The sequence below is a fragment of the Micromonospora sp. NPDC049257 genome (assembly GCF_040678915.1).
GTDB classification, from domain to species: Bacteria; Actinomycetota; Actinomycetes; order Mycobacteriales; family Micromonosporaceae; genus Micromonospora; species Micromonospora antibiotica.
Genome location: NZ_JBFAQU010000016.1, coordinates 119,455 through 141,384, shown reverse-complemented (window position 1 = coordinate 141,384; position 21,930 = coordinate 119,455). Strand labels below are relative to the sequence as shown.

Below are 21,930 nucleotides of genomic sequence, written 5' to 3'. Positions count from 1 at the left end.
TGGTTGCGCTGGCGTCACGACGAGATCGTCAGGTGGAACGCCCGGTCGGCGGCCACTCCCGCCGAGGTGAACGTCTGGACGAACACGCCGTTCGGCACGCCGAACCGGCCGACCACCGCGATCTCGCCGCTGGGCGAGGCCCCGACGGAACCGGTCAGGCCGATGCTCCCCACGTACGCGGAGCGGGTCACGTCGTGGCTGAAGACCACCTGGTACTGCCCCACGGCGACGCGGGTGGACGAGACCACCCCGAAGCCACGGTTCAGGACCCCGTTGGCCGCGACCACAGCCCAGAAGAGCTGCGCGGTCGGCGGCATGCCGGCTGTGGTGGCGGGGACCAGGAGCGCGGCGGCCTCGGCGATGTCACTGTCGCTCGGGGCGGGCTGGTCGGCTTTCTTGGCGGACTCGGTGGACATGGTGCCTCCTTCGGGTGGCGCCGCAGCGATGCGGCAGCGTGGTGGTAAAGGGGTAAATTTGGTGATCAGAAGCAACTTGCCGGTTGAATCTGATCAATGCCCCTTTATGAGCTAAACGGTAGGCAGCCCGAACCAGGTCAGGCCAGGGTTGAAGCTGTCCAATCATGGACAGCCGACTATTTGATCAGGGCATTCACCTGCGCATACGTCATCACGACCGGAGGGAGGGCGACGTCCGTGGCCAGCATCCTCTGTGAACCCTGTCAACGGCTACGATGCGCGAAGGCTGCTGAGCGCTGCGCGGGTGCGGAGGATGTGGATCGTGACGGGGAGCGAGGATGGCCAGGCTCCCCGGGGCGGGGCGGCCGCCGCTGCGGGCGACGCGCCGTCGGATATCCGACCCCGGTTCAGCGGGTCGGGGTCTCCGGCGCGAACCTGGCAGATCAGGCGGATCGCACCGGGCAACCCCCTCAGCAGGGGTGGAGATCGGCACACGCCACCCCATCCCGACGATCCGGACGAAGGTCGGCCACCCGTCGGTCATCGCCCGATGACGCCTGGTTGATCATCGTCACCGGGTGGGGGAGCACGTCGGGTGAGCCCGACAGCCATAATTCTTGACTCAGAGCAATCGAAAGGAACCTGGTGAGCACCAAGCACCAAGAGTTGGCGAACTTCATCTGGTCGGTGGCGGATCTGCTGCGGGGCGACTACAAGCAGTCCGAGTACGGTCGGGTGATCCTGCCGTTGACCGTGCTGCGTCGGCTCGACTGCGTGTTGGCGCCGACGAAGGACGCGGTGCTCGACCGGCACCGGCAGCTCAGGGCGTCGGGTGTGCAGAACGTGGATCCGGTGTTGCGGCGGGCGGCGGGGTTGTCGTTCTACAACACCAGTGAGATGTCGTTCCGTCGGTTGCTCGGTGACCAGGACCATGTGGCGTTGAACCTGCGCGCCTACATCGGTGGGTTCTCGCCCGGTGCGGTGGACGTGTTGGAGAAGTACGGCTTCGACACCCAGATCGGCCGGCTGGCCGAGGCGGGGCTGCTCTATCAGGTGGTGGCGAAGTTCGCCGACATCGACCTGCACCCGGACGTGGTGTCCAACCACCAGATGGGTTACGTCTTCGAGGAGCTGGTGCGCCGGTTCTCCGAGATCAGCAACGAGACCGCCGGTGAGCACTTCACCCCCCGCGAGGTCATCCGGTTGATGGTGAACCTGCTGCTGGCCCCCGACGAGGACGACCTGGTCACCCCGGGCATCGTCCGCAAGGTCTACGACCCGGCGTGTGGCACCGGTGGGATGCTCAGCGAGGCGCAGGAGCACATCGAGGCGCACAACGCGCACGCCACGGTCGAGGTGTACGGGCAGGAGCTGAACGGGGAGACGTACGCGATCTGCCGTTCGGACATGATGCTCAAGGGTGGCGACCCGACGAAGATCGCGTTCGGCAACTCGTTCAGCCAGGACGGCCACGACGGCGAGCGCTTCGACTACATGCTGGCCAACCCGCCGTTCGGGGTGGAGTGGAAGAAGGTCGAGAACTACGTCAAGGCCGAGCACGCCCGGGGTCACGCGGGTCGCTTCGGTGCCGGGCTGCCCCGGATCAACGACGGTTCGTTGCTGTTCCTCCAGCACATGATCTCGAAGATGAAGCGCCCCGAGGACGGCGGTAGCCGCCTGGCGATCGTGTTCAACGGTTCGCCGTTGTTCACCGGTGCGGCCGGGTCGGGGGAGTCGGAGATCCGCCGCTGGATCCTGGAGAACGACCTGCTCGAAGGCATCGTGGCCCTGCCCGACCAGCTCTTCTACAACACCGGCATCTCCACGTACTTCTGGATCCTCACCAACCGCAAGGACGCGTCCCGCCGCCGCAAGGTGGTGCTGCTCGACGGCCGCGACTACTGGACCAAGATGCGCAAGAGCCTCGGCGACAAACGCAAGATGCTTACCGACGACCACATCGCCGAGCTGACCCGGGCCTACGTGGACGCGCTGACCATCGCCGACGATCCGGAGCACCCGCAGCACGCCAAGGTGAAGGTCTTCGCCACCACCGACTTCGGCTACCAGCGGATCACCGTCGAACGCCCGCTGCGGCTGCGCTTCGAGGTCACCGACGAGACGGTCGCCCTGCTCGCCGAGGCGCGGGCCGTCCTCAAGTACGCCGACCGCGAGTCGCTGCTCGCCGGGGCCAGGTCCCTCATCGGTACGTCGTCCGCGACGCGCGCCGAGTTCGCGATGCAGCTCAACGGGCTCGGGAAGCTGCCGGCGGCGGTGGAGAAGGCGGTCTGGGATGCGTTCTCGGTCAGCGACCCGGAGGGGGAGGTGCAGACCGACCGCAAGGGCAGGCCGCTGCCGGACACCGACCTGCGCGACAACGAGAGCGTGCCGCTCGACGAGGACATCCACGACTACCTCAAACGCGAGGTCCTGCCGCACGTCCCCGATGCCTGGGTTGACGAATCTAAGACCAAGATCGGCTACGAGATCCCGTTCACGCGCCACTTCTACGTCTACCAGCCACTTCGACCGCTCTCCGAGATCGACGCCGAGATTAAATCGTTGGAAGCGGAAGTCCAATCCCTGCTTGGTGAGGTGACGGCGAGATGACGAAGGTCCGCCTCAGACATGTGGTGCATGTAAACCCACCGTGCCCAAGGTTTGACAAGCTTCCGAATACGTCGGATCTCACGTTTTTGCCGATGGAAGCCATCTGGCCTGATGATCGGCTTGACACGAGGCGAGTCAAGGCCAAGAGCGAGGTCCTCTACGGTTACACGCGCTTCCAAGACGGTGACGTTTTGCTTCCAAAAATAACGCCAACATTCGAGGCGGGTCGTTCCGTGCTGATATCGAAGCTCCGGAACGGCGTTGGTGCTGGCACAACCGAGCTACACGTCCTTAGGCCGACAACGGAAGTTGAAGCTAGATATCTAAGTTACGTTACAAAGAGCGACCCTTTTTTGCGGCTTGGTGAAGGTTCTATGTATGGCGTGGCGGGGCAAAAAAGGGTCGATGAGGAGTTTGTGCGGAACTTCGTCATTAATGTTCCGAAATTGGAGGTGCAGCGTAGCATTGCGGATCGACTTGATGCCGAGGCATCATTAATTGGCGCTGCAAAGAAAGCTAGATTGCGTCAAGTTGCGCTTCTTGGTGAGCGAGTATTTAGTCACTTATCTGCTGTACTTACGCCAAAGTTAAGCTTGCGGGACGGGCTGCCGAAGAGCTCTTCAGGGGCGCAGCTTGTTCCGCTTAGACGAGTAAGCACGATTCAGTCCGGGGTCACTATCGATGCTTCTCGGGCGCTCGCGGGCGAACTTGTCACACGGCCCTATCTTCGCGTGGCTAACGTGCAGTCCGGGCACCTAGTTCTAGATTCTCTCGCGGAAGTGACACTTCCTCGCTTGGTGGCGCAACGCTACAAACTGCAGATCGGCGATGTGTTGATGACGGAAGGGGGGGACCTTGATAAGCTCGGGCGGGGGGCGGTGTGGAAGGGTCAGGTAGCCGACTGTCTTCATCAGAATCACGTTTTCGCGGTGAGGCCGAATGCTGCGGTTCTTGATGCCGACTACCTTGCACTTCTAACGCGGACGGCATACGCCAGGCACTATTTCGAAATTACGGGGACGAAGACGACGAACCTTGCCTCAACCAGTAGTTCAAAGATCCTCGACTTCGCTGTTCCTTTGCCAAGCATTCGGTGGCAGCGAGAGATCGTAAGAGAATTGCACATGCAGATGGACCAGCTTGAGCAACTGCGTACTGCCTTCCGGAGGCAAGTTGTGTTGCTCGATGAGGGATTCCGTGCCTTGGTCACTGCCTTAGTAAAGTAACCGGTAGCGTTTATCTATCAGTAGACAGGGGAAGAATGTCCGAGGTCCAACCGCAGGGAATCGATGGGCGCGGGTATAGCCTTCGTGAGCTCTTTGGTAAGAGGTATGGCCTCGAGCACTACCAGCGTGAGTATTCATGGGAGCGCGGTCACGTCCAAGAACTGCTAGTGGATCTATCCCGGCGATTTCTAAGTCAGTGGCGACCAGACCATGACCGGACCAGAGTATTAGAGTATCGGCCCTACTTCCTGGGGTCATTTGTGTGTTATCCCGCTGGGCCGGTTCGGAACCTGGTGGACGGTCAGCAACGATTCACGACTTTGCACTTGCTCCTAATTCACCTGCAGCGACTACTTGCTGAGCAAGGTGAAGGCGATGCTGCTGACATGGTTGGCCAATTGGTCAGTACTTATGCTGTAGGGCGTCGTCAATACACTATCAGTGTCCCTGAGCGTGACATGTGTCTGGAAAGGCTCAGGCAGGGTAGTGAGTATGAGATTCGCGCTGACACTCCGGTCTCCGTTCGGAATCTGTGGGCACGTGGGAACGAGCTAACAGAGGACTTTCCGGACGACCTCCGAGATGATGCACTCCCATTCTTTGCCGATTGGCTGCTGGATCGGGTCTTCATGGTTGAGATTTCCGCCTTTGATCGGGACCATGGCTGGGAGATCTTCGAAACCATGAATGATCGAGGGGCGAGGCTTACGCCTCTCGATCTATTGAAGAGCTTTCTTCTATCTAACGCCCATGAGCAGCATACCGAACTAAATGTTGTCTGGCGAGATATGCTGACTCGTTTAAGCCAATTTGGTCACCACGTTCCCAGCGACTTCTTTAAAGAGCTTCTGCTTGCAAGGTTCTCCTCCCTTGAGGGGGAGGATCCAAAGCGTATCGAAAACGCTTTCCATGAGTGGGTCAGAGAGAATTGCGAACTCCTGGGCCTTCGGCGCAGGGGCGAGGATTTTCGGGTCTTTATAACGGATCTAATGGTTCCTCTCTCTCGCTTTTATGCGACCGCGATGGCGGCATCTCTTGAGTTGATTGATGGGCTTGAGGAGCTTTTTTTCAATCATTCGAATGGCATAGATTCTCAGCTGCTTTTGATCATGTCGACCCTTCAGCCGACCGATACCGAATATGACTTCAATGAAAAATGTAGGCTGATTGCTAGGTACCTTGACCTCTTGCATGTCCGCTGGTTTGTAAATAACAAACCAGTCCAGCCTGGAGACTTCCGGGAAGAGGTCGAGCGTCTGCTTCCTAGAGTTCGTGCGACCTCGAGCGTCGATGAGTTGCGCAGGTTGCTGGGGCAGGAGGTTGCTGCGCTCGAATTCGACTTCGGTGCAGTGCCCTCGGTTGTCTATCAGGATAAGAAGTCGCATTTGAGATATCTTCTTGCGAGAATGACTTCGTTCGTCCAGGTTGGCAGTGGTCGAGGAAATGATATAAAAACATATCTTGGGATTGGTTTAGAGTTTCCCTGGGAGGTTGAGCATATCTGGGCAAATAAGTTTGAGCGGCATCAGAGCTCCGATGTTCCAAATGAAAGCAAGTTTCAGCAATGGCGGAACAAGATTGGCGGTTTGCTGCTGCTTTCGAAGCCGGATAACGCGAGTTTCGGCGCTGATCCCTACGCGAGCAAGTTGAATCACTATCGGCAGCGCGTGTTGCTGGCGGCCTCTTTGCATCCCGATACCTACTTCCGTGACCCGGGTTTCCTGAATTTCGTGAAGCGGTCCGGTCTTTCTGAAGATTTTAAGCCATACCCTGATGGTTTCGATGTGGAGAGTATCAGGCAACGATCACAGCTTTACAGGAAGCTTTGTGATCTGATCTGGGACCCTTCGCGGCTTGGCTTCGAGGAGCCGGCAGTGGTCGTACCACCGCAGAGGCGCCGGCGGCGGGCCAATTATAAAGTCTCGATGGCGCAGCTCTTGCGGGCAGGGTTCATAGCGGAGGAGGCGTCCATTTTTGGAGTACGAGGCGGGCAGCGGTATGAGGCCCGGGTAACAAGAGAGGGAAGGGTCGTCCTAGATGACGGACGTCCGTTTGATTCGCTCTCGACGGCTGGTAGCGCGGCGCTTGGCGGCTCGTCTTGCAACGGCTGGACATTCTGGAGCGTCCAGGAGGGAGGTTCGATTACTTCGATGGCATCTATCCGAAGGGCTGCCCTCGAAAGCGGTATTCTTGATGGGCAGGGGGTGATGTAGGGGCCGTAATGCTTTGTGCGCGGCGGAAATTCTATCCTGCGATAGCCGGTGCTGGTTCCTGCTCAGCACCTAGTCCGCCCGAGCCGCCGCGCTCGTGTCAGCACCCAGCAGTATTCCATCGTCGGATGTCTTATTCTCTCTCTATGGAAATGTATATCGCATGAGTGAACGGTCCTTTGAGGCGGCGATCGAGACTGCGCTGCACCACGCCGGATGGCTGGCTGGTTTCCCTGGCTACTACCACCGATCGCTCGGTCTCGACACCGCCGAGTTGTTCGCGTTCGTCGGGGACACGCAGCCGGAGGAGTGGGCGCGGCTGCTGGCGTACCACGGGAACGATCCAGATGTGGCGCAGCGGGGGTTTACGCAGTACCTCGCCAGGCAGCTCGATGAGCGTGGCCCACTTGACGTCCTCCGCCGTGGCGTGAAGGACAAGGGCGTGCTGATCCGGCTTGCTTACTTCAAGCCCGCGCACGCCATCACCGACGACGCGCTCACCCTCTACCGGGCCAACCGGCTCACCGTCACACGGCAGCTCGCCTACTCGACAAGCAACAACAACACCCTCGACCTGGTGCTCTTCGTCAACGGCATCCCGTTGGCCACCGCCGAGTTGAAGAACCCGCTGACCGGGCAGACCGTCGAGGACGCCAAGGAGCAGTACCGCAGGACCCGCGACCCGAAGGAACTGCTCTTCGCCCGGCGTACCCTCGTGCATTTCGCCGTCGATCCTGACCTGGTCTTTGTCACGACGAAGCTGGCGGGGGAGAAGACCCGGTTCCTGCCGTTCAACACCGGGTCCAACGGGCCGGGGGTGTCCGGCGGTGCCGGAAACCCGCCCGTCGGGGCGAGCGGCTACCGCAGCTCCTACCTGTGGGAGCAGATCTGGCACCCGGACACCTGGCTGGACCTGATCCGCCGGTACCTGCACACCGACCGGGAGTCCCAGGCGCTGATCTTCCCGCGTTACCACCAGTGGGACGCGGTGACCCGGCTGACCGAGCACGCCGCCCGGCACGGCTCCGGCCACAACTATCTCGTCATGCACTCGGCCGGGTCGGGCAAGTCGAACACCATCGCCTGGCTGGCGCACCGGCTGTCCAGCCTGCACACCGCGCACACCCTCGACGAGGACGCCCGCGCCACCGGGCTGCACCCCGACGAGGCGGTCTTCGACAAGGTCATCATCATCACCGACCGGGTGGTGCTCGACCGGCAACTCCAGGACACGGTGTTCCAGTTCGAGCACGTGCCGGGTGTGGTGCAGCGGATCGACAAGGACTCCGCCCAGCTCGCCGCCGCCCTCCAGGGCGAAACCGCCAAGGTCGTCATCACCACCATGCAGAAGTTCCCCTACATCCTCAACCAGGTGCAGGGGCTGCGCGGCAAGCGGTTCGCGGTCATCGTCGACGAGGCGCACTCGTCGCAGTCCGGTGACTCGGCCGCCGCGTTGAAGAAGGTACTGCTCCGGCTCGGCAGCGACGACGTGGACGAGTCGGGCGACCTGCTCACCGCGTCCGCGCTGGCCCGGGGACGTCACCAGACGCTGTCGTACTTCGCGTTCACCGCCACCCCGAAGGCGAAGACGCTTGAACTGTTCGGCACCCCGCACCCGGTCACCGGCGACGCCCAGCCGTTCCACACCTACTCGATGCGGCAGGCCATCGAGGAGGGCTTCATCCTCGACGTGCTGCGCAACTACCTGACCTACAAGTCGTACTGGAAACTGGCCAACGCCAACCCCGACGACCCGGAGGTCGACCCGAAGAAGGCCGGCGCGCAGCTCGCCCGCTTCGCCAGCCTGCACCCCACCATGCAGGCGCAGAAGGCCGAGATCATCGTCGAGCACTTCCTCAAGCACACCGCGCCGCGCCTCGGCGGGCGCGCGAAGGCCATGGTGGTCACCGCCTCCCGCGAGGGCGCGGTCCGTCTGCACACCGCCATCAGGAAGTACGTCGAACTGCACGGCTACGCCGGCTGCGGCTCCCTCGTCGCGTTCTCCGGAGAGCTGGAGGTCGACGGCGTCGAATACACCGAGGCCCGGGTCAACGGCTTCGGCGAGGGCGAACTGACCGACCGCTTCGCCTACACCGCCGCCGACGACAGGCACGCCGGCACGCCCAGGGCCAAGCAGGCGGTGGAATACCGGCTCCTGGTGGTGGCCGAGAAATACCAGACCGGCTTCGACCAGCCGCTGCTGACCACGATGTACGTCGACAAGCTGCTCAAGAACGTGGCCGCCGTGCAGACCCTGTCCCGGCTCAACCGCACCCACCCGCTCAAGACCCAGGGCGACGTGTTCGTGCTCGACTTCGTCAACGAGGCCGGCGACGTCGCCGCGCACTTCCGGCCGTACTTCGAAACCGCCGCCACCACCCCCACCGACCCCAACCTGCTCTACACCGCGCAGCACGCGGTGACCGGCTACCCGGTGCTCGTCGAGTCGGAGATGCAGGCGTACGCCGAGGCGCTGCTCGCCGCCGAAGCCAAGGCCACCACCGACACCGGCCTGCAACGGGCGCACGCCGCGCTCTACCGGTTCACCGAACCGGCAGTCGACCGCTTCAAGGCCCTGGCCGAGCAGGACCCGGAGGCCGCGACCGGCTTCCGGTCCGCGCTGCGCGACTACACCCGGATGTACGCGTTCCTCAGCCAGGTCGTGCCCTACCACGACGAGGACCTGGAACGGCTCTACCTGTACGGCCGGGCGTTGCTCAACCGGCTGCCCCGCCAGCAGGACCCGTCCGTCGACATCGGTGAGGTGCAGCTGACCCACCTGCGGGTCAGCAAGACCGGTGAGCACGACGCGTCCCTGTCGCCGGAAGGTGAGCAGATGCTGCCCGGCTTCCTCGGCGGGGCGGTCGGCACGCAGAACGACCCCGACCGGGTGGCACTCTCCGAGCTGATCGACGCGTTCAACGACCGGTTCGGCATCGGCCTCGGAGAGGCCGACAAGGTCTGGGTCGAGCAGCAGATCGTCGCCCTGGCCGAGGACGGCACCCTCGAAGCCGCCGCCATGGTCAACGACGAGAGCAACTTCGGCGTGGTCTGCGACCGGCGGATCGAGGACGTGATCCTGTCCCGGCACGACGACAACGGCAAGCTCATGCAGCGCTACCTCGACGACGAGAGCCTGCGCTCCCAGCTCAACCAGTTCGCCCGCCGGCAGGCGTACCAGATGATCCGCCGCCGCAAGGGCATCGCCTGACCGCGTCTGTGAAAGGAGGACGGGTGCCCCCGTCCGACCACCCCTTCCAGGTCTGGATCGCTACGGACGACACGCAGACCGTGGTGGCTCTCGCCCCGCTCAAACTCTCCGGCGCGTCGCTGCGGCGCGAGTGGGGGAACGTCACCGACCTGAGGGCCGTGCCGGTGGCATCCGCCGGCACGAACGTCGTCGGACTGGTGGTGCTCGCCGCACTGGTCTTCCTCTTCACCCTCGGGCTGTGCCTGTGGCAGGCACCGATCATGGTGATCTTCTTCCTGATCGCGTTGACGGTGGGCATCGGGCTGACCGTGGTGCTGTCGAAACCCGCACCGGCCCGGGTGGTCGCACCCGAGATCGCGAAGTTCCCACAGATCCACCGGACCATCGCCTCGATCGAGTCGCGCCATGCGTTCTTCGGTCTCGTCGAACTGGCCGAACGTGCCGGGCGTACGCTGCCCGCACTGTCCGACGTGGTCGATCCGGTGGAAGGCGGCCAGTCACTCGCCGAAGCACTCTGGGTGGGGGCCGACGTGCTCAGTCGTCGGGACCACCTGCGACCGCCGGCACCCCGCAGCCAGCAGCAGCCGATACCCGCGACGGGCCGCGCCGCCGACGCCCTGTCCGCGCAGCGCGAGGTGGCCAGGGGCCGATGGGCGCAGGTCAGCAGCGAACTGGGCCGGCTACAGACCGCCCTCGAACTCGCGGCCGTCGCCGGCGAGAACGCCGAACACGACCAGGACGCCCTGGTCGCGGGCCAGGAGGCGTACCGGGAACTGGCCGAGCTGTACGACGGCGGAGCCGAGCCCACCGACGACGAGCACCGGCAACCGTGACGACGGCGGGATGCTGATGCGGGCGCAGGAGCGGGTGGCGGACCGGTACGAGTTGACCTATCCGGTCGGCCACGGCGGGATGGGGGAGGTGTGGGCCGGGTTCGACGAGAAGCTTGACCGGCCGGTGGCGATCAAGTTCCTCCGGCAGCTCACCGTCCCCGAGAGCGAGCGGGAGAACGCGGTCGAACGCTTCATGCGGGAGGCCCGGGTCACCGCCCGGCTCGACCATCCGGGGGTGCCGAGCGTCCACGACGTCGGCTATCACGGCGACGACATCTACCTCGTCATGCAACTCGTGCCGGGCATGGTGCTGGCCGACCTGATCGCCGAACGTGGCCCGCTGTCGGTGCCGTGGTCCGCCGCGATCGGTGCCCAGATCTGCTCGGTGCTGGCCGCCGCCCACGTGGCGTCCCTCGTGCACCGGGACCTCAAACCGCAGAACCTGATGGTCACCCCGACCGGCACGGTGAAGGTGCTCGACTTCGGGGTGGCCGCGCTGCTCGGCCCCACCGACGGCCCCCGGCTCACCGCCACCGGGCACACCCTGGGCACCCCCACCTACATGGCGCCCGAGCAGGCCATGAGCAGCGTGGTCGGCCCGCGCGCCGACCTGTACGCGCTCGGCTGCGTGCTCTTCGAGCTGCTGACCGGCAGCCCGCCCTACCGGGCCGACAGTCCCCTCGGCATGCTGCACCGGCACCTGAACGACCCGGTCCCGTCGGTCGCCGAGCACCGGGCCGGCGTGCCCGACGGGCTGGTGCGACTCGTGACCCACCTGCTGGCCAAGGACCCACAGCACCGGCCGGCGTCAGCCGCCGAGGTGTACGAGATCCTGATGCCCTTCGGCAGCGTCGCGCCGGAGATCGCGGCCGACCTGGCAGTCACCGTCGCCGACGGGCAGGTGGTGGACCCGACCCTGCCCTACCGCTACCCCTTCGGCCCGGTGCCGCAACAGGAACCGCTGCCGCCGGCCCGGCGGGACGTCGTGCCCCGGCCGGTGCCGGTGGACCGCGTCCAGCCACCCTCGTTCGAGGAGCTTGCCGAGGCGCAGGACCGGGCCTGGGAACTGGCCGAGCAGGAGCGCTTCACCCAGGCTGCCGAGCTGCTCGAAACGGCCTTGCGGAACGTTCCGAAGGGGCAGGTCAAGCTGCCGAGAATCCTCGAACTGCGGTTGAACCTGGCCAACCTCCACGTCCTCGCCGGTGCCTACCGCCAGGCGTTGCCCGAGTTCCAGCGGCTCGTCGGCGACCTACGGCAGCGTCCCGTACCGGACCAGGAGCTGATCTGGGGATGCCGGCAACAGGCGGCGGTGTGTCAGGTCGAGCTGGGCGAGGCTACGGCGGCGCTGACCGAGTTGCGCTCCCTGCTCGCAGAGCAACGGCAGGCGGTGGCGGACCCGGCGGACCTGTTCGAGCTCCGTCAGCAGATCGCTGCGCTCGCCGCCGGCATCGGTGCCGTGGCCGACGCCAGGCGGCAGCTCGAAGACCTGCTCGGCGACGTGCGCGGGCGGTACGGCGCGCAGGCACCGGCCGCCGCCGAGATCGAAGCGCTCCTCGCCAACCTCGACCGCCTCGGAGACGGCAGCACGAGCCCCTGACATGCGGATTCGCGCCGCAGCGGGCTACGAGGTCTGCTGCGGCGAACCGGCGACGAAGACACCGATGCCCTGCCTGCCCTCTAAGACGCCCGACTCGATCAGGATGTCGATCGCCTTCCGGACGGTCACGCCCGAGGTGTCGTACTGGTCGGCGAGCTCCCTGGTCGTCGGCAGCTTGTCGCCGGGCTTGAGGATCCCGGCGCTGATCCGGTCCAGGATGTCCTGCCGGATCCTTCGCCACAGCGGCACGTACGGCACCATGCGCCGACTCCATCACGGCCGACTTGACGTGGTGCAACCTATGCCTTGTTTAAAGTCTATGGCTTGAATAGCTTGTTTGGTTGTAAACTTGCGTGGGTCATGAAGGGGAGGCGGCATGGGTAGGCGGTGGAAGTGGTTTCTGCGGTCGGGGACGGTCGCGGTGGACCTGACCGCGCAGGTGGTGCCCGACGGGGACGATCCGGGGCGCTGGCGGCGCAGGACGGTCGAGGGCGTCGTACCCGATGGGGTGGCGACGTCGCGGTGCGATGGCGCGACCGTCTACGAGTGGCCGGCGCGGCGGCGGGCGGGGGACGTGCCCAACCAGCGCGCGGACCGCTACCGGGCACGGTTGCCCCGCCAGCGGCGTCGGGAGGGTTCCGATGGTTGAGGTCACGGGCTCGTCGGTGCCGCGTCGGCACCTCGGACGGGTGCTGCGGGAGTTGCGCACCGAGGCGTGCATGACGCTGGACGCGGCGGCCGAGGCGCTGGAGTGCAGCCGGCACAAGATGTGGCGCATCGAAAGCGGCCTCGGCATGGTGCGCGGGGTCGACGTGCGGGCCATGTGCGAGCTGTATGGGGCGCGGCGCGCGCTGACCGCCGCACTGGTCGCGCTGGCCGGCGAGACGCGGGGAAGGGGCTGGTGGCACGCGTACGGGGACCCCGTACCCGAATGGTTCGACCTCTACGGCGGCCTGGAGTCCGCCGCGTGCCGGCTCCGCGAGCACGCCGGGGCGCTCGTCCCCGCCCTGTTGCAGACCCGGGCGTACGCCGCCGCGACCTGCCCGCACCGGCCCGGCGCGACCGACGACGAGCGGGAACGGCCGGTCGAGGCGCGGCTGCGGCGGCAGGACCTGCTCCGACGGCGACTGCCCCGACCGCCGCGCTACGAGGTGCTGCTCTGCGAGGCGGCGCTGTTGCGGGAGGTGGGCGGCGCGGCGGCCATGGCCGGACAGCTCCGGCACCTGGCGAAGGTGAGCCGGTTGCCGCAGGTGTCGATCCGGGTGCTGCCGCTGGCCGCCGGGGCGCACGACGGGGCGCTCACCGGCTCGTTCGTCCTGCTGGAATTCCCGCTCGGCCTGCGCGCCGACCCCGACCCGCCGGTGGTCTACCAGGAGTCGTTGACCGGGGCGCTCTACCTCGACCGGCCGGCGGAGTGGGCCGCCTACGAGCAGGTCTGGGCGGGCCTGGACGGGGTGGCCCTGGACGAGGAGGAGTCACGCCGGCTGATCGTCAAGATCGGCGAGGAGCTGCACCCCGGCTGACCGGCCCCGATGACCGTGGAGCCTTGACGAGGATCGTGCCGGTGAGGCACACCGGCATTCGTGTCGTCGGCGCACCCGACGGAGACCCCGACCCGTCGGGTGCGTGAGGAAGGATGGGGGTATGCAGAGCTTCCTGACCCCGGAGCAGATCGCCCAGCGGACCCGGCGTGCGGTCGACGCGGCCGTCCACGCCGGACGCGCCCGGGGGCTCGACGTGACCGACGCCCGCGTGCTCTACGAAGCCTTCTCCGTGGTCGTGCACCTCGCGCCGTCGCCGGTCGTGGCCCGGGTGCCCACGGTCCTGCCCGCTTATGCGGACCTCGACAGTGTGGCCGGTCGGCAGCGGGCGGAACTGGACGTGACGGCATGGCTCACCGAGCGGGGCGTGCCGGTCATTCCGCCCAGCCCCCTCGTGCCCCGCGAACCCGTCCGACACGACGGCTTCTCGATGACGTTCTGGCAGCTGATCGAGCTGGCCCCGGACGGGGAACCCGACTACGTGGCGAACTGCGGCCTCGTCCCCGAACTGCACGCCGCGCTGCGCCACTACCCGGGTGAGTTGTCGTTCCTGTCCGCCGCCGAACCGCAGTTCGTCGAGGACGGCCTCGTCGCGCTCGACGGCCAGCCCGAGCTCATCGACCCGGCCGACCTGGACCGCGCCCGCCGCGAATGGCAGGTGCTGGCACCACTCGTACGCTCCCGCGAACTGTTCGAGAAGACCTTTCCCGGGGTCGACCTCCAACCCGTCCACGGGGACTCCCCGGTCGTGAACATGGTCGCCGGGGTGGACGGATACCGCTACGCCGACTTCGAGATGGTGACGCTGGGACCCGTCGAGTGGGACGTCGTCGGCGTCGGTCCGGAGGGGGAAGCCGCTTACCGGAGTGCGGCGCAGCTTCGGGACATGCGGCAGCTCGACGAGGGCGTGCTGCGCTTCGTGACGGCGGTGGGGATGCTGCGGGGCGTCGCCTGTCTCGCCCTGGCCCCCCAGTTGCCGATGCTGGCGGACGCCCTCGGCGGCATGCTCGACCAGTGGCGGTCGACGCCTTTCGCCGGAGGGCTCCGCTGACGGCGGCGACGAGCCCCGCGCGGTCGTGCTGATCGTCGCATCGTTCGTGGCCGCCCAGGTACCTCAAACCACCCGTCGCCCGGTCAGCCCCGATCTGCTCCGGCCCGTCCCGCTCGCTCACGTCGGTCGAACCGAGTCGGGCCCGGTAGGTCGAACCGCTCGCCGGGAGCACGCCCACGAGAGCCGGACCTGCATCGTCCGTTCGTGCGGGCATCCGGTAGGGCTGCTCGACCATCGCCGGAGGTGGCAACGAGCCGCGTGATCCCCGCCCCGCTGGTTGTCGTGTTTCTGACGCGGCGGCGGTCGCCATCGACGCGGATGGCGATGTGCGCCCGCTCCCCGGTCTCGCTGACGGTACGAAAGCGCAGGTGAGCGAGGACTGCGGCGGCGTTCTCCTCGGCCGTTCACGAGCGAGGGCGGTGCCCTGCCGTGGTGTTGCCCCACCGGTCGTCGATCTGGTTGTGTTGCCGACTCTCGTACCTGTCGTTCGCTGCTGGTGAGCACGAGCCCTCGAAGGAGAAACGTGCCGCAACCCCTGACTCTCGCCGAGATGCTGGCCGTGCTCGACGATCCCCGGTCGGTCTCCGACCTGCACAGTTACTACCTGGCCACCGGCGACGCGGCGTTCACCGGCGGACAGTTCGACCAACTCGGTGGTGGCGGTAGCCGCCCCGAGACGGCCGGCACCATCACCGCCGAAGACCTCGTCGCGGTGGAACTGCTCGGTGTACGGGTGCCCCCACGGCAGGCACTCGACCTGTTGCAGGGGCAGCCCGGTGAACGGATCGCCGCCGACCTGGCAAGGATTCCGGTCGACGTCGCGCTGGGCACCGATGAGGCGTACCCACTGGTGGTGGCGGGCGGTGCCGCGGACGCTGCGTGGCGGGCGCTGCGTGACACGAACGGCATCGGATGGGTCATCGCCGGCAAGGTGCTCGCCCGCAAGCGTCCGAAGCTGGTGCCGGTGTACGACACGGTGGTGTCCTGCGCCTACCGCACCGGCACCGGCTTCTGGGAGTGGCTGCACGGCATGCTCCGTGAGGAGGAGGGCGTGTTGGGGCAGCGGCTTCGGGCACTGCACGAGAAGGCGGTCCTGCCCGAGGCGGTGAGTATGCTCCGCGTCCTCGACGTGGTGTTCTGGATGCGGCACCGCCACGAGCACAGCAGCAACCACTGCGCGGGAATCCGCCGGCCATGAGCCAGGACGAGCGGGAGTTCACCGTACGCCTCCGGGGTGTGGGACCGGGCCGGTACGCCGACATCGTCAACGCGGTGTGGTTGCAGATGCAGGCGGTCGGCTGCGACTTCACCGTCACCCCGGACGGGCATGTGAAGGCGGCTGCACTCGACGCCCGCTGGGACGACTACAGCAAGGTGTCCTGGACAGAAGGCGGCCGGGGCGGGACCCCACAGGCCAAGGCGGCCCGTGCCCATCGGGCCCGCAACCGGCGCTCCGCCGGCACCGGCGGATGACGACGCGACGGTCGAGGGCCAGCCGACCCACGGAGTGCATCTGCGTCAACTGCGGTGAGGTGGTGCACGGGCGGGCGAACACCCGTCAGCGCGGCCCGGACACCGCCTGGTTCGCCCACTGCCGACCCTGCGCGGATCTGATCGCCGACCAGATGCAACCGCTCGGTCTGCTGCCCGACCATAGCGTCGACGTCTACCAGTGCCGCGCGTGTGGCAGCCTCCGGGTCTGCCGTACCGGCTGGCGGACCCGGTGCCACATCTGCCTGGACGAGCGGTCCGCCGGGCTGAGCCTGGCCGCCGGCAACCGCCTGCTGGCCCGGCTACCGGACGAACCCGGACTCGCCGACCAGGTACGCCACTTCGCCGGCCTGGCGGCCATCGACACCATCCCCACCCGGGCCGCCGCCGAGTTCCAGGCCGCGATCGCCCTCGGCGAGGAACTCGACCGGCACCGCCGCGACGGCTGGATCGACCTGGCCGGCGACGTCCACGGCCTACCGTGGTACGGCGAACGGCAGGCACCCTACTCGCACGGGATCTGGGGCCTGCACCTGCGCTGCGACTCGTGGCAACGGCTGCGTGACCGCACCTGCGCCCAGTGCCCACCCGAGCCCGACGACCGGACCTTCGCCGCGCTGCGGGACACGCCGTACCTGCTGTATCTGGTGCGGCACCGCGGCTTGCTGAAGTTCGGCGTCGGCGGGGCGAGCCGGGTACGGCAACACCTGCGTGCCGGTGCCCAACTGGTGGAGGTCGTCGAGGGTCGGCACGCGGACGTCATCGAGGCGGAGGCGGTCCTCAAGCGGCAGAAACGGGCCGCGGGGGAGCCGTTGCGCTGGTGGCGTACCCGGCGGATGCCGGAGTCGTTCGGCGCGGGCACCGAAGTGGTCCGGAACGGAGTACGGATCAGGCTCGGCGACTACCTGCGTGACGGAATCGACGTGACCGACAGCTTCACGAGCACCCCCGGTACGACACGGGACAGTGCCCGGTGATTTCGCTGTTCTACCGGGCGAGTGGAATGGTGAGTGGATTGCCTGAGGGTGCTACGTGATGAGGCGGTAGTTGGGGATGCCCCGGGTGCGTTCCCCGGCAGGCAGATCAAGGGAGAGTGCCGTGACTCCGTCGGGAATGGGTGCCCTGGAGAGGTGGATTCCCTCTAGGCAGGTGTCGCACCAGAACGAGGCGTAGCCGTGTCGAGTTCCTGGGGGTGCGGTGAAGGCCAGGCGCAGCGTCTGATGCCCGCAGTTCGGGCACGGAAGATCGGAGGGGGCCGGCAGGGCGCGGTACACGACGTCGTACGCGTCCAGCCACTCGTCGAAGCTTGCCATCAACGCACTCCCTCTGGCCTTACTGGATGGTCGTTCCACCATCGTTCCTCATGGGCATATGCCCGGTCCTCGAAGGCGTCGGCCTCGTCACGGGTGGTGGGGTAGGGACGGCCGTCGCGGAGCTCCGACACGTGGAACTTCTCGTGCTCAAGGGTCCGGGCCAGATCCTCCTCGCTGCGGAATGCCTCGCGGCAGAGCATGACCGACTGATCGGGTCTGGTCACCCCACACACGCCTGAGATCCGGTTGTTGATGTTGAAGCGAATGCTGGATACGTCGATGCTGTATTTTGTGGCGACCTGCTGTACCGACTCCAGGGTCATGGGCATCCGGGGCCCGTGGCCTTTGGCTCGTACTCGATTAAGGTCATCAGCGGCGGGGTCGGCGTGCCGGAGCCGGTTGAGGGCCTGCTTGAGTTTCTCGATGAGGTCGCCGAGGCGGCGCAGTTCCGGCAGCAACCGCCGCAGGCTTGCCAGCAACCCGCGCAGCAGCCGGGCGATCCGCGCCGCCCACGAGCCCACCAGCGTGGTCACCTGCTCCACCACCCACGGCGTGGCGAGTCCGCCGGTGGCGAGTAGTTCGCCCGCGTACACGATGAGGCGGGAGACGCAGGCGGCGATGGCGTCGCGGACGAGGAGCCGGACGGCGGCGACGAGGCCGGCGGCGCCCTCGGTGGCGGCGGCGAGGGTGTCGGCGCCCCGGGCGAGGCCGGTGATCGCCTGGTGCTGCCCGGCGGCCCAGGCCCGGTAGGCGGTGCCGGCGTCGCCGCCCCAGCCGGCGACCTCGGTACGCACCGCGTGGGTCAACTCGACGGCGTCTGCGCGCAGGGCGGCGGCGACGTTGCGCCAGGTCTGGGCGTGGGCGGTGATCTGGGCGGGGTCACCGGCGAGCCAGTCGAGGGCCTCGCTGAGGGGCTTGACGTGTTCGATGAGCCAGGCGATGCCGTACTGGAGCAGCGCGCCGACCGGGTCGGAGACGAGGGCGAGGGCGTCCAGGCCGGCGCTGACCACGCCGAGGCTGCCGTCGATCCAGCTGCCGGTGCGGACGCCCTGGGCGATGAGTTCGATGTCCTCGCAGATCCAGATCCCGGCCCATGCGCTGGGGCCGGCGTCCGACGCGGTGGCGACCAGCGGGTTGCCGGTCACCGACGGTTCCGTATCTGGTCGAGTTGTCGGGCGGCGCGGGTGTCGGCGGCCCGGTAGCTCTCGGCGCTGCGGCGGAGCTTGCCGGCGGTGTCGCGGACCGATCCGGCGGCGGTGTCGACGCCGTCGACCAGGGTCCGTTGGAGGCCGCCGAGCAGCGTCGGCATGATCGCGCAGAGCTGCCCGTACGCATCGGCGTCGAGCCGGACGTGGTCGCCGGCCTGTCGGGCGGTGTCCAGGCTGTCGGCGCGGCGGTCGAGGTGGGCGGCGTGCGTGGTCAGGTCGTCCGGATCGACCCGGATGCCGTCACCGGTGAGCATCCGGGGTGTCCTGGCCGGGGTCGAGCCGCTGCCGGTGCGACGCGATGATCGCCTGGGCGGTCGGGTCGTCGGCACCGAGGACCCGGGTGGTGGCCTCGGTGAGCTGCCGCAGCAGGTCGGTGCGCGCGGCGTGGGCGGTGGCCATGATCTGCCGGGCGGTGTGGGCTGCGGAGTGTCGCCGGGTCTGTTCGTCGAGCCGCAGGTCGACCAGCAGACCGGTGGGGTCGACGGTGACCTCGACGGTCCGGTCCGGGCTGCGGGCGGTGCCGGTCAGGGTCTGCACCTGTGCGGCGAGGCGCTGCGCCCGCTCCGCCCGGTCGGTGAACGATGCCTCCCACCCGTCGAGGCGGCGGGTCGCCGCGTCCAGGGCAGCCTCATCCGCCCACATTCCACCCTCCCCGGGGGACAGTCACCGACGCCGGCCCGGCCTGGCCGGGACGCCTCGGTCAACGGCGGACCGTGGTCACCGATACCGTACCAACCGGTTACGCAAGGCAGTGTCCCGTCGGAGCCGGTCTCGGCGGACGGCCGCGACCCGGGGTGTCGAGTCGGCTTCCCGACTGGGGCGCGACGATCCGGGGGTTGTCCGGGGGTGCCACACCGTCCATTATGCTCACAGCGCGTGCCGGCGACGATGCCCTCGGTAGTCACGCGCCTGAACGAAGGGACCTCTGCATGAACTGGACCGAGCGGATCAGCCCACTGCTGCGGCGGCGGGGCCCGGGGACGACCACCCCGCTGCATGCCGTCCTGGCCCTGCTCGCCGTGCTGGTCGCGGGGGTCGCCGCCACGCTCGCCGTCGCGACGCCGGCCAGCGCCGCGACCACCACGATCTGCAAGAGCTCGCCGATCCCCGCCGGCTACGTGATCATCGCGGAGGGCTCGTCGGCGTCCTGCCCGTACAGCTTCCCCAACACGTGGACGATCACCACGCCCTCCACCACCTCGACCACCGTGATGTGCAAGGCCTCCGCCGTGCCGACCGGCTACGTGATCCTGGCCGAGGGCTCGTCGGCGTCCTGCCCGTACAGCTTCCCCAACACCTGGACCATCAAGATCCCGCCGACCGGCTCGGCGAGCGTGATGTGCAAGGCGTCCACCCTGCCGTCCGGTTTCGTGATCATCGCGCAGGGGTCGTCGGCGTCCTGCCCGTACAGCTTCCCCAACACCTGGACCATCACCACCCCGTCCACCACGGGCATCACCACCATCTGCTCGGCCTCGCCGATCCCGGCCGGCTATGTCGTGGTCGGCACCGGGTCCTCGGCGTCCTGCCCCTACAGCTTCCCGAACACCAGGAGCATCAGGCTGCCCTGACCGGCGGGCTCCGGCTGCGGCCCCGGACGGGGGCCGTGGCCCAGCTCGCCGCCGACGCCGAGCCCCGCGCGTCGCGCCGGTCCGCCCCGGGTGCGTAGAGTTCCCGGGTCGGGCCGGCGGTCGGCCCCGGATGGCAGGGCGGGACGATAGCGGACATGACGGTGGACAACGTCGGACAATCGGGCAACGCCGGCAGCCGGGGGCGCGACGCCGGCACCCCGGGTGTCGACCAGGACGAGTTGGCGGTCGCGCTGCGGGTCTTCGCGGCGCTGGAGGCGCTGCCCAGCGACCACCCGGACGTGGTACGGGTGCAGCGGGCCACCGCCCGGCTGTTCAAGATGGTGAAGCAGCGGCGACGCGAGGAGCGGCGGGAGAGCGTCCTGGCCCACGACCGCGCGGTCACCGCCGCCACCGCCACGGGTGCACCGGGCCGGATCGACGACGAGACCAAGGGCATCCCGCTCGCCTCACCGACCGCCGGTGACTCCGCCGGCACCCTGATCAACCCGCGCGGCTGCTACATCTGCAAGACCCGCTACCGCCAGGTCGACGCGTTCTACCACCAGCTCTGCCCCGACTGCGCCACCCTCAACCGGGAGCGCCGCGACGCACGGTGCGACCTGACCGGGCGGCGGGCGCTGCTCACCGGGGGACGTGCCAAGATCGGCATGTACATCGCGCTGCGCCTGCTGCGCGACGGCGCGCACACCACGATCACCACCCGGTTCCCGCACGACGCGGTCCGCCGCTTCACCGCCATGCCGGACAGCGCCGACTGGCTGCACCGGCTGCGGGTGGTCGGCATCGACCTGCGCGACCCCGCCCAGGTGGTGGCGCTGGCCGACTCGGTCGCCGCGCAGGGCCCGCTGGACATCCTGATCAACAACGCCGCGCAGACGGTACGCCGCACCCCCGGCGCGTACGCCCACCTGGTCGCCGCCGAGTCGGCGGCGCTGCCCGAGGGGCCGCTGCCGGAGCTGCTCACCTTCACCGGTGGCCGGGGCGTCACCCTGGCGCTGCCGGACGGGACCGTGCCGGCGGCCGCCATCGCCCCGCATGCCCTCACCGCGCTGGCGCTGACCGGCCGGTCCGCCACGCCGGAGCGGATCGCCGCCGCCACCGCCATCGACGCCGGTGGGCTCGCCCCCGACCTCGGGGACACCAACAGTTGGGTGCAGCGGGTGCACGAGGTCGACCCGGTCGAGCTGCTCGAGGTGCAGCTGTGCAACGTCACGGCCCCGTTCGTGCTGGTCAGTCGGCTGCGGCCGGCGTTGGCCGCCGCACCGGCCGGGCGGTCGTACGTGGTGAACGTGTCGGCGATGGAGGGGCAGTTCGCCCGGGGTTACAAGGGGGCGGGGCACCCGCACACCAACATGGCCAAGGCGGCGCTGAACATGCTCACCCGCACCAGCGCCGAGGACATGCGCGCCGACGGCATCCTGATGACCAGCGTCGACACCGGCTGGATCACCGACGAGCGTCCCCACCCGACGAAGATGCGCCTTGCCGACGAGGGCTTCCACGCCCCGCTGGACCTGGTCGACGGGGCCGCCCGGGTGTACGACCCGATCGTCCGGGGCGAGCGGGGCGAGGAACTCTACGGTTGCTTCCTCAAGGACTACGCGCCCTGCGCCTGGTGAGCGGCGGTAGCG

General features: G+C 67.5%; 20 protein-coding genes. 14 read left to right on the top strand and 6 right to left on the bottom strand.

Annotation, left to right across the window (positions count from 1 at the left end; genetic code table 11):
- Window positions 1-14: 14 nt before the first annotated feature.
- Window positions 15-416, bottom strand: a complete 402-nt coding sequence (locus tag AB0K25_RS22435) for a hypothetical protein (protein WP_219462177.1) — start codon at window positions 414-416, stop codon at window positions 15-17.
- Between the two features lie 645 nt (window positions 417-1,061).
- Between AB0K25_RS22435 and AB0K25_RS22430 the strand changes: the two genes are divergently transcribed.
- From AB0K25_RS22430 to AB0K25_RS22405, 6 genes are all read left to right on the top strand, one after another.
- Window positions 1,062-3,026, top strand: coding sequence for a class I SAM-dependent DNA methyltransferase (locus AB0K25_RS22430; protein WP_363822440.1), 1,965 nt, complete (start codon window positions 1,062-1,064; stop codon window positions 3,024-3,026).
- A 92-nt stretch (window positions 3,027-3,118) separates the two neighbouring features.
- Window positions 3,119-4,252: a hypothetical protein gene (locus tag AB0K25_RS22425; RefSeq protein ID WP_363822437.1), complete on the top strand. Its 1,134-nt coding sequence runs from the start codon at window positions 3,119-3,121 to the stop codon at window positions 4,250-4,252.
- 35 nt (window positions 4,253-4,287) lie between these two features.
- Window positions 4,288-6,465: a DUF262 domain-containing protein gene (locus tag AB0K25_RS22420; protein ID WP_363822434.1), complete on the top strand. Its 2,178-nt coding sequence runs from the start codon at window positions 4,288-4,290 to the stop codon at window positions 6,463-6,465.
- Between the two features lie 160 nt (window positions 6,466-6,625).
- Entirely contained in the window at window positions 6,626-9,673 is a 3,048-nt protein-coding gene (locus AB0K25_RS22415) for a type I restriction endonuclease (protein WP_363822431.1), read from the top strand.
- Window positions 9,674-9,696: 23 nt separating this feature from the next.
- Window positions 9,697-10,506 (top strand): hypothetical protein, encoded by an 810-nt coding sequence (locus AB0K25_RS22410; protein WP_219462171.1) that lies wholly within the window; start codon window positions 9,697-9,699, stop codon window positions 10,504-10,506.
- Between the two features lie 10 nt (window positions 10,507-10,516).
- A complete protein-coding gene (locus AB0K25_RS22405; RefSeq protein ID WP_363822428.1) occupies window positions 10,517-12,103 on the top strand; it encodes a serine/threonine-protein kinase in 1,587 nt (528 codons plus the stop codon).
- 24 nt (window positions 12,104-12,127) lie between these two features.
- Here the strand turns inward: AB0K25_RS22405 and AB0K25_RS22400 are convergent, their stop codons facing one another.
- On the bottom strand, window positions 12,128-12,364 hold the full coding sequence (locus AB0K25_RS22400; RefSeq protein ID WP_357538372.1) for a GntR family transcriptional regulator: 237 nt from the start codon (window positions 12,362-12,364) through the stop codon (window positions 12,128-12,130).
- Window positions 12,365-12,479: 115 nt separating this feature from the next.
- On the opposite strand from AB0K25_RS22400, the gene AB0K25_RS22395 reads away from it, so the two are divergent.
- From AB0K25_RS22395 to AB0K25_RS22370, 6 genes are all read left to right on the top strand, one after another.
- On the top strand, window positions 12,480-12,752 hold the full coding sequence (locus AB0K25_RS22395) for a hypothetical protein (protein ID WP_357538374.1): 273 nt from the start codon (window positions 12,480-12,482) through the stop codon (window positions 12,750-12,752).
- Window positions 12,745-13,626 (top strand): helix-turn-helix transcriptional regulator, encoded by an 882-nt coding sequence (locus AB0K25_RS22390; protein ID WP_363822424.1) that lies wholly within the window; start codon window positions 12,745-12,747, stop codon window positions 13,624-13,626. Before AB0K25_RS22395 ends, AB0K25_RS22390 begins: the two co-directional genes overlap by 8 nt.
- A 121-nt stretch (window positions 13,627-13,747) precedes the next feature.
- Window positions 13,748-14,695: a hypothetical protein gene (locus tag AB0K25_RS22385; protein WP_363822421.1), complete on the top strand. Its 948-nt coding sequence runs from the start codon at window positions 13,748-13,750 to the stop codon at window positions 14,693-14,695.
- Between the two features lie 523 nt (window positions 14,696-15,218).
- Window positions 15,219-15,893 carry a DUF6308 family protein gene (locus AB0K25_RS22380; protein WP_357538379.1) on the top strand — a complete coding sequence of 225 codons (675 nt, stop codon included), beginning with the start codon at window positions 15,219-15,221 and terminating at the stop codon, window positions 15,891-15,893.
- Entirely contained in the window at window positions 15,890-16,168 is a 279-nt protein-coding gene (locus AB0K25_RS22375; protein ID WP_363822418.1) for a hypothetical protein, read from the top strand. Before AB0K25_RS22380 ends, AB0K25_RS22375 begins: the two co-directional genes overlap by 4 nt.
- Window positions 16,165-17,163: a hypothetical protein gene (locus tag AB0K25_RS22370; RefSeq protein WP_363822415.1), complete on the top strand. Its 999-nt coding sequence runs from the start codon at window positions 16,165-16,167 to the stop codon at window positions 17,161-17,163. Before AB0K25_RS22375 ends, AB0K25_RS22370 begins: the two co-directional genes overlap by 4 nt.
- Window positions 17,164-17,214: 51 nt before the next feature.
- Here AB0K25_RS22370 and AB0K25_RS22365 read toward each other — a convergent pair whose 3' ends face one another.
- Genes AB0K25_RS22365 through AB0K25_RS22350 form a run of 4 tightly spaced genes read right to left on the bottom strand, consistent with a single transcriptional unit; the run spans window position 17,215 to window position 19,349 of the window.
- On the bottom strand, window positions 17,215-17,499 hold the full coding sequence (locus AB0K25_RS22365) for a hypothetical protein (RefSeq protein ID WP_363822412.1): 285 nt from the start codon (window positions 17,497-17,499) through the stop codon (window positions 17,215-17,217).
- A complete protein-coding gene (locus AB0K25_RS22360) occupies window positions 17,499-18,644 on the bottom strand; it encodes a WXG100 family type VII secretion target (RefSeq protein ID WP_363822409.1) in 1,146 nt (381 codons plus the stop codon). Before AB0K25_RS22360 ends, AB0K25_RS22365 begins: the two co-directional genes overlap by 1 nt.
- A complete protein-coding gene (locus AB0K25_RS22355) occupies window positions 18,641-18,961 on the bottom strand; it encodes a type VII secretion target (RefSeq protein ID WP_219462156.1) in 321 nt (106 codons plus the stop codon). The genes AB0K25_RS22360 and AB0K25_RS22355 overlap by 4 nt, the downstream gene beginning before the upstream one ends.
- Entirely contained in the window at window positions 18,948-19,349 is a 402-nt protein-coding gene (locus AB0K25_RS22350; protein WP_219462154.1) for a YbaB/EbfC family nucleoid-associated protein, read from the bottom strand. Before AB0K25_RS22350 ends, AB0K25_RS22355 begins: the two co-directional genes overlap by 14 nt.
- A 287-nt stretch (window positions 19,350-19,636) precedes the next feature.
- On the opposite strand from AB0K25_RS22350, the gene AB0K25_RS22345 reads away from it, so the two are divergent.
- Window positions 19,637-20,278, top strand: coding sequence for a hypothetical protein (locus AB0K25_RS22345; protein ID WP_363822406.1), 642 nt, complete (start codon window positions 19,637-19,639; stop codon window positions 20,276-20,278).
- A 155-nt stretch (window positions 20,279-20,433) separates the two neighbouring features.
- Entirely contained in the window at window positions 20,434-21,918 is a 1,485-nt protein-coding gene (locus AB0K25_RS22340; RefSeq protein WP_357538395.1) for an SDR family NAD(P)-dependent oxidoreductase, read from the top strand.
- Window positions 21,919-21,930: the final 12 nt, after the last annotated feature.

Bases quoted from the DNA above. Each gene is read 5' to 3' on its own strand.
- AB0K25_RS22390 (WP_363822424.1), top strand. From the start codon at position 12,745: ATGGTTGAGGTCACGGGCTCGTCGGTGCCGCGTCGGCACCTCGGACGG.
- AB0K25_RS22385 (WP_363822421.1), top strand. From the start codon at position 13,748: ATGCAGAGCTTCCTGACCCCGGAGCAGATCGCCCAGCGGACCCGGCGT.
- AB0K25_RS22435 (WP_219462177.1), bottom strand. From the start codon at position 416: ATGTCCACCGAGTCCGCCAAGAAAGCCGACCAGCCCGCCCCGAGCGAC.
- AB0K25_RS22395 (WP_357538374.1), top strand. From the start codon at position 12,480: ATGGGTAGGCGGTGGAAGTGGTTTCTGCGGTCGGGGACGGTCGCGGTG.
- AB0K25_RS22405 (WP_363822428.1), top strand. From the start codon at position 10,517: ATGCTGATGCGGGCGCAGGAGCGGGTGGCGGACCGGTACGAGTTGACC.
- AB0K25_RS22415 (WP_363822431.1), top strand. From the start codon at position 6,626: ATGAGTGAACGGTCCTTTGAGGCGGCGATCGAGACTGCGCTGCACCAC.
- AB0K25_RS22340 (WP_357538395.1), top strand. From the start codon at position 20,434: ATGACGGTGGACAACGTCGGACAATCGGGCAACGCCGGCAGCCGGGGG.
- AB0K25_RS22365 (WP_363822412.1), bottom strand. From the start codon at position 17,499: ATGGCAAGCTTCGACGAGTGGCTGGACGCGTACGACGTCGTGTACCGC.
- AB0K25_RS22355 (WP_219462156.1), bottom strand. From the start codon at position 18,961: ATGCTCACCGGTGACGGCATCCGGGTCGATCCGGACGACCTGACCACG.
- AB0K25_RS22350 (WP_219462154.1), bottom strand. From the start codon at position 19,349: ATGTGGGCGGATGAGGCTGCCCTGGACGCGGCGACCCGCCGCCTCGAC.
- AB0K25_RS22420 (WP_363822434.1), top strand. From the start codon at position 4,288: ATGTCCGAGGTCCAACCGCAGGGAATCGATGGGCGCGGGTATAGCCTT.
- AB0K25_RS22425 (WP_363822437.1), top strand. From the start codon at position 3,119: ATGGAAGCCATCTGGCCTGATGATCGGCTTGACACGAGGCGAGTCAAG.
- AB0K25_RS22400 (WP_357538372.1), bottom strand. From the start codon at position 12,364: ATGGTGCCGTACGTGCCGCTGTGGCGAAGGATCCGGCAGGACATCCTG.
- AB0K25_RS22345 (WP_363822406.1), top strand. From the start codon at position 19,637: ATGAACTGGACCGAGCGGATCAGCCCACTGCTGCGGCGGCGGGGCCCG.
- AB0K25_RS22375 (WP_363822418.1), top strand. From the start codon at position 15,890: ATGAGCCAGGACGAGCGGGAGTTCACCGTACGCCTCCGGGGTGTGGGA.
- AB0K25_RS22370 (WP_363822415.1), top strand. From the start codon at position 16,165: ATGACGACGCGACGGTCGAGGGCCAGCCGACCCACGGAGTGCATCTGC.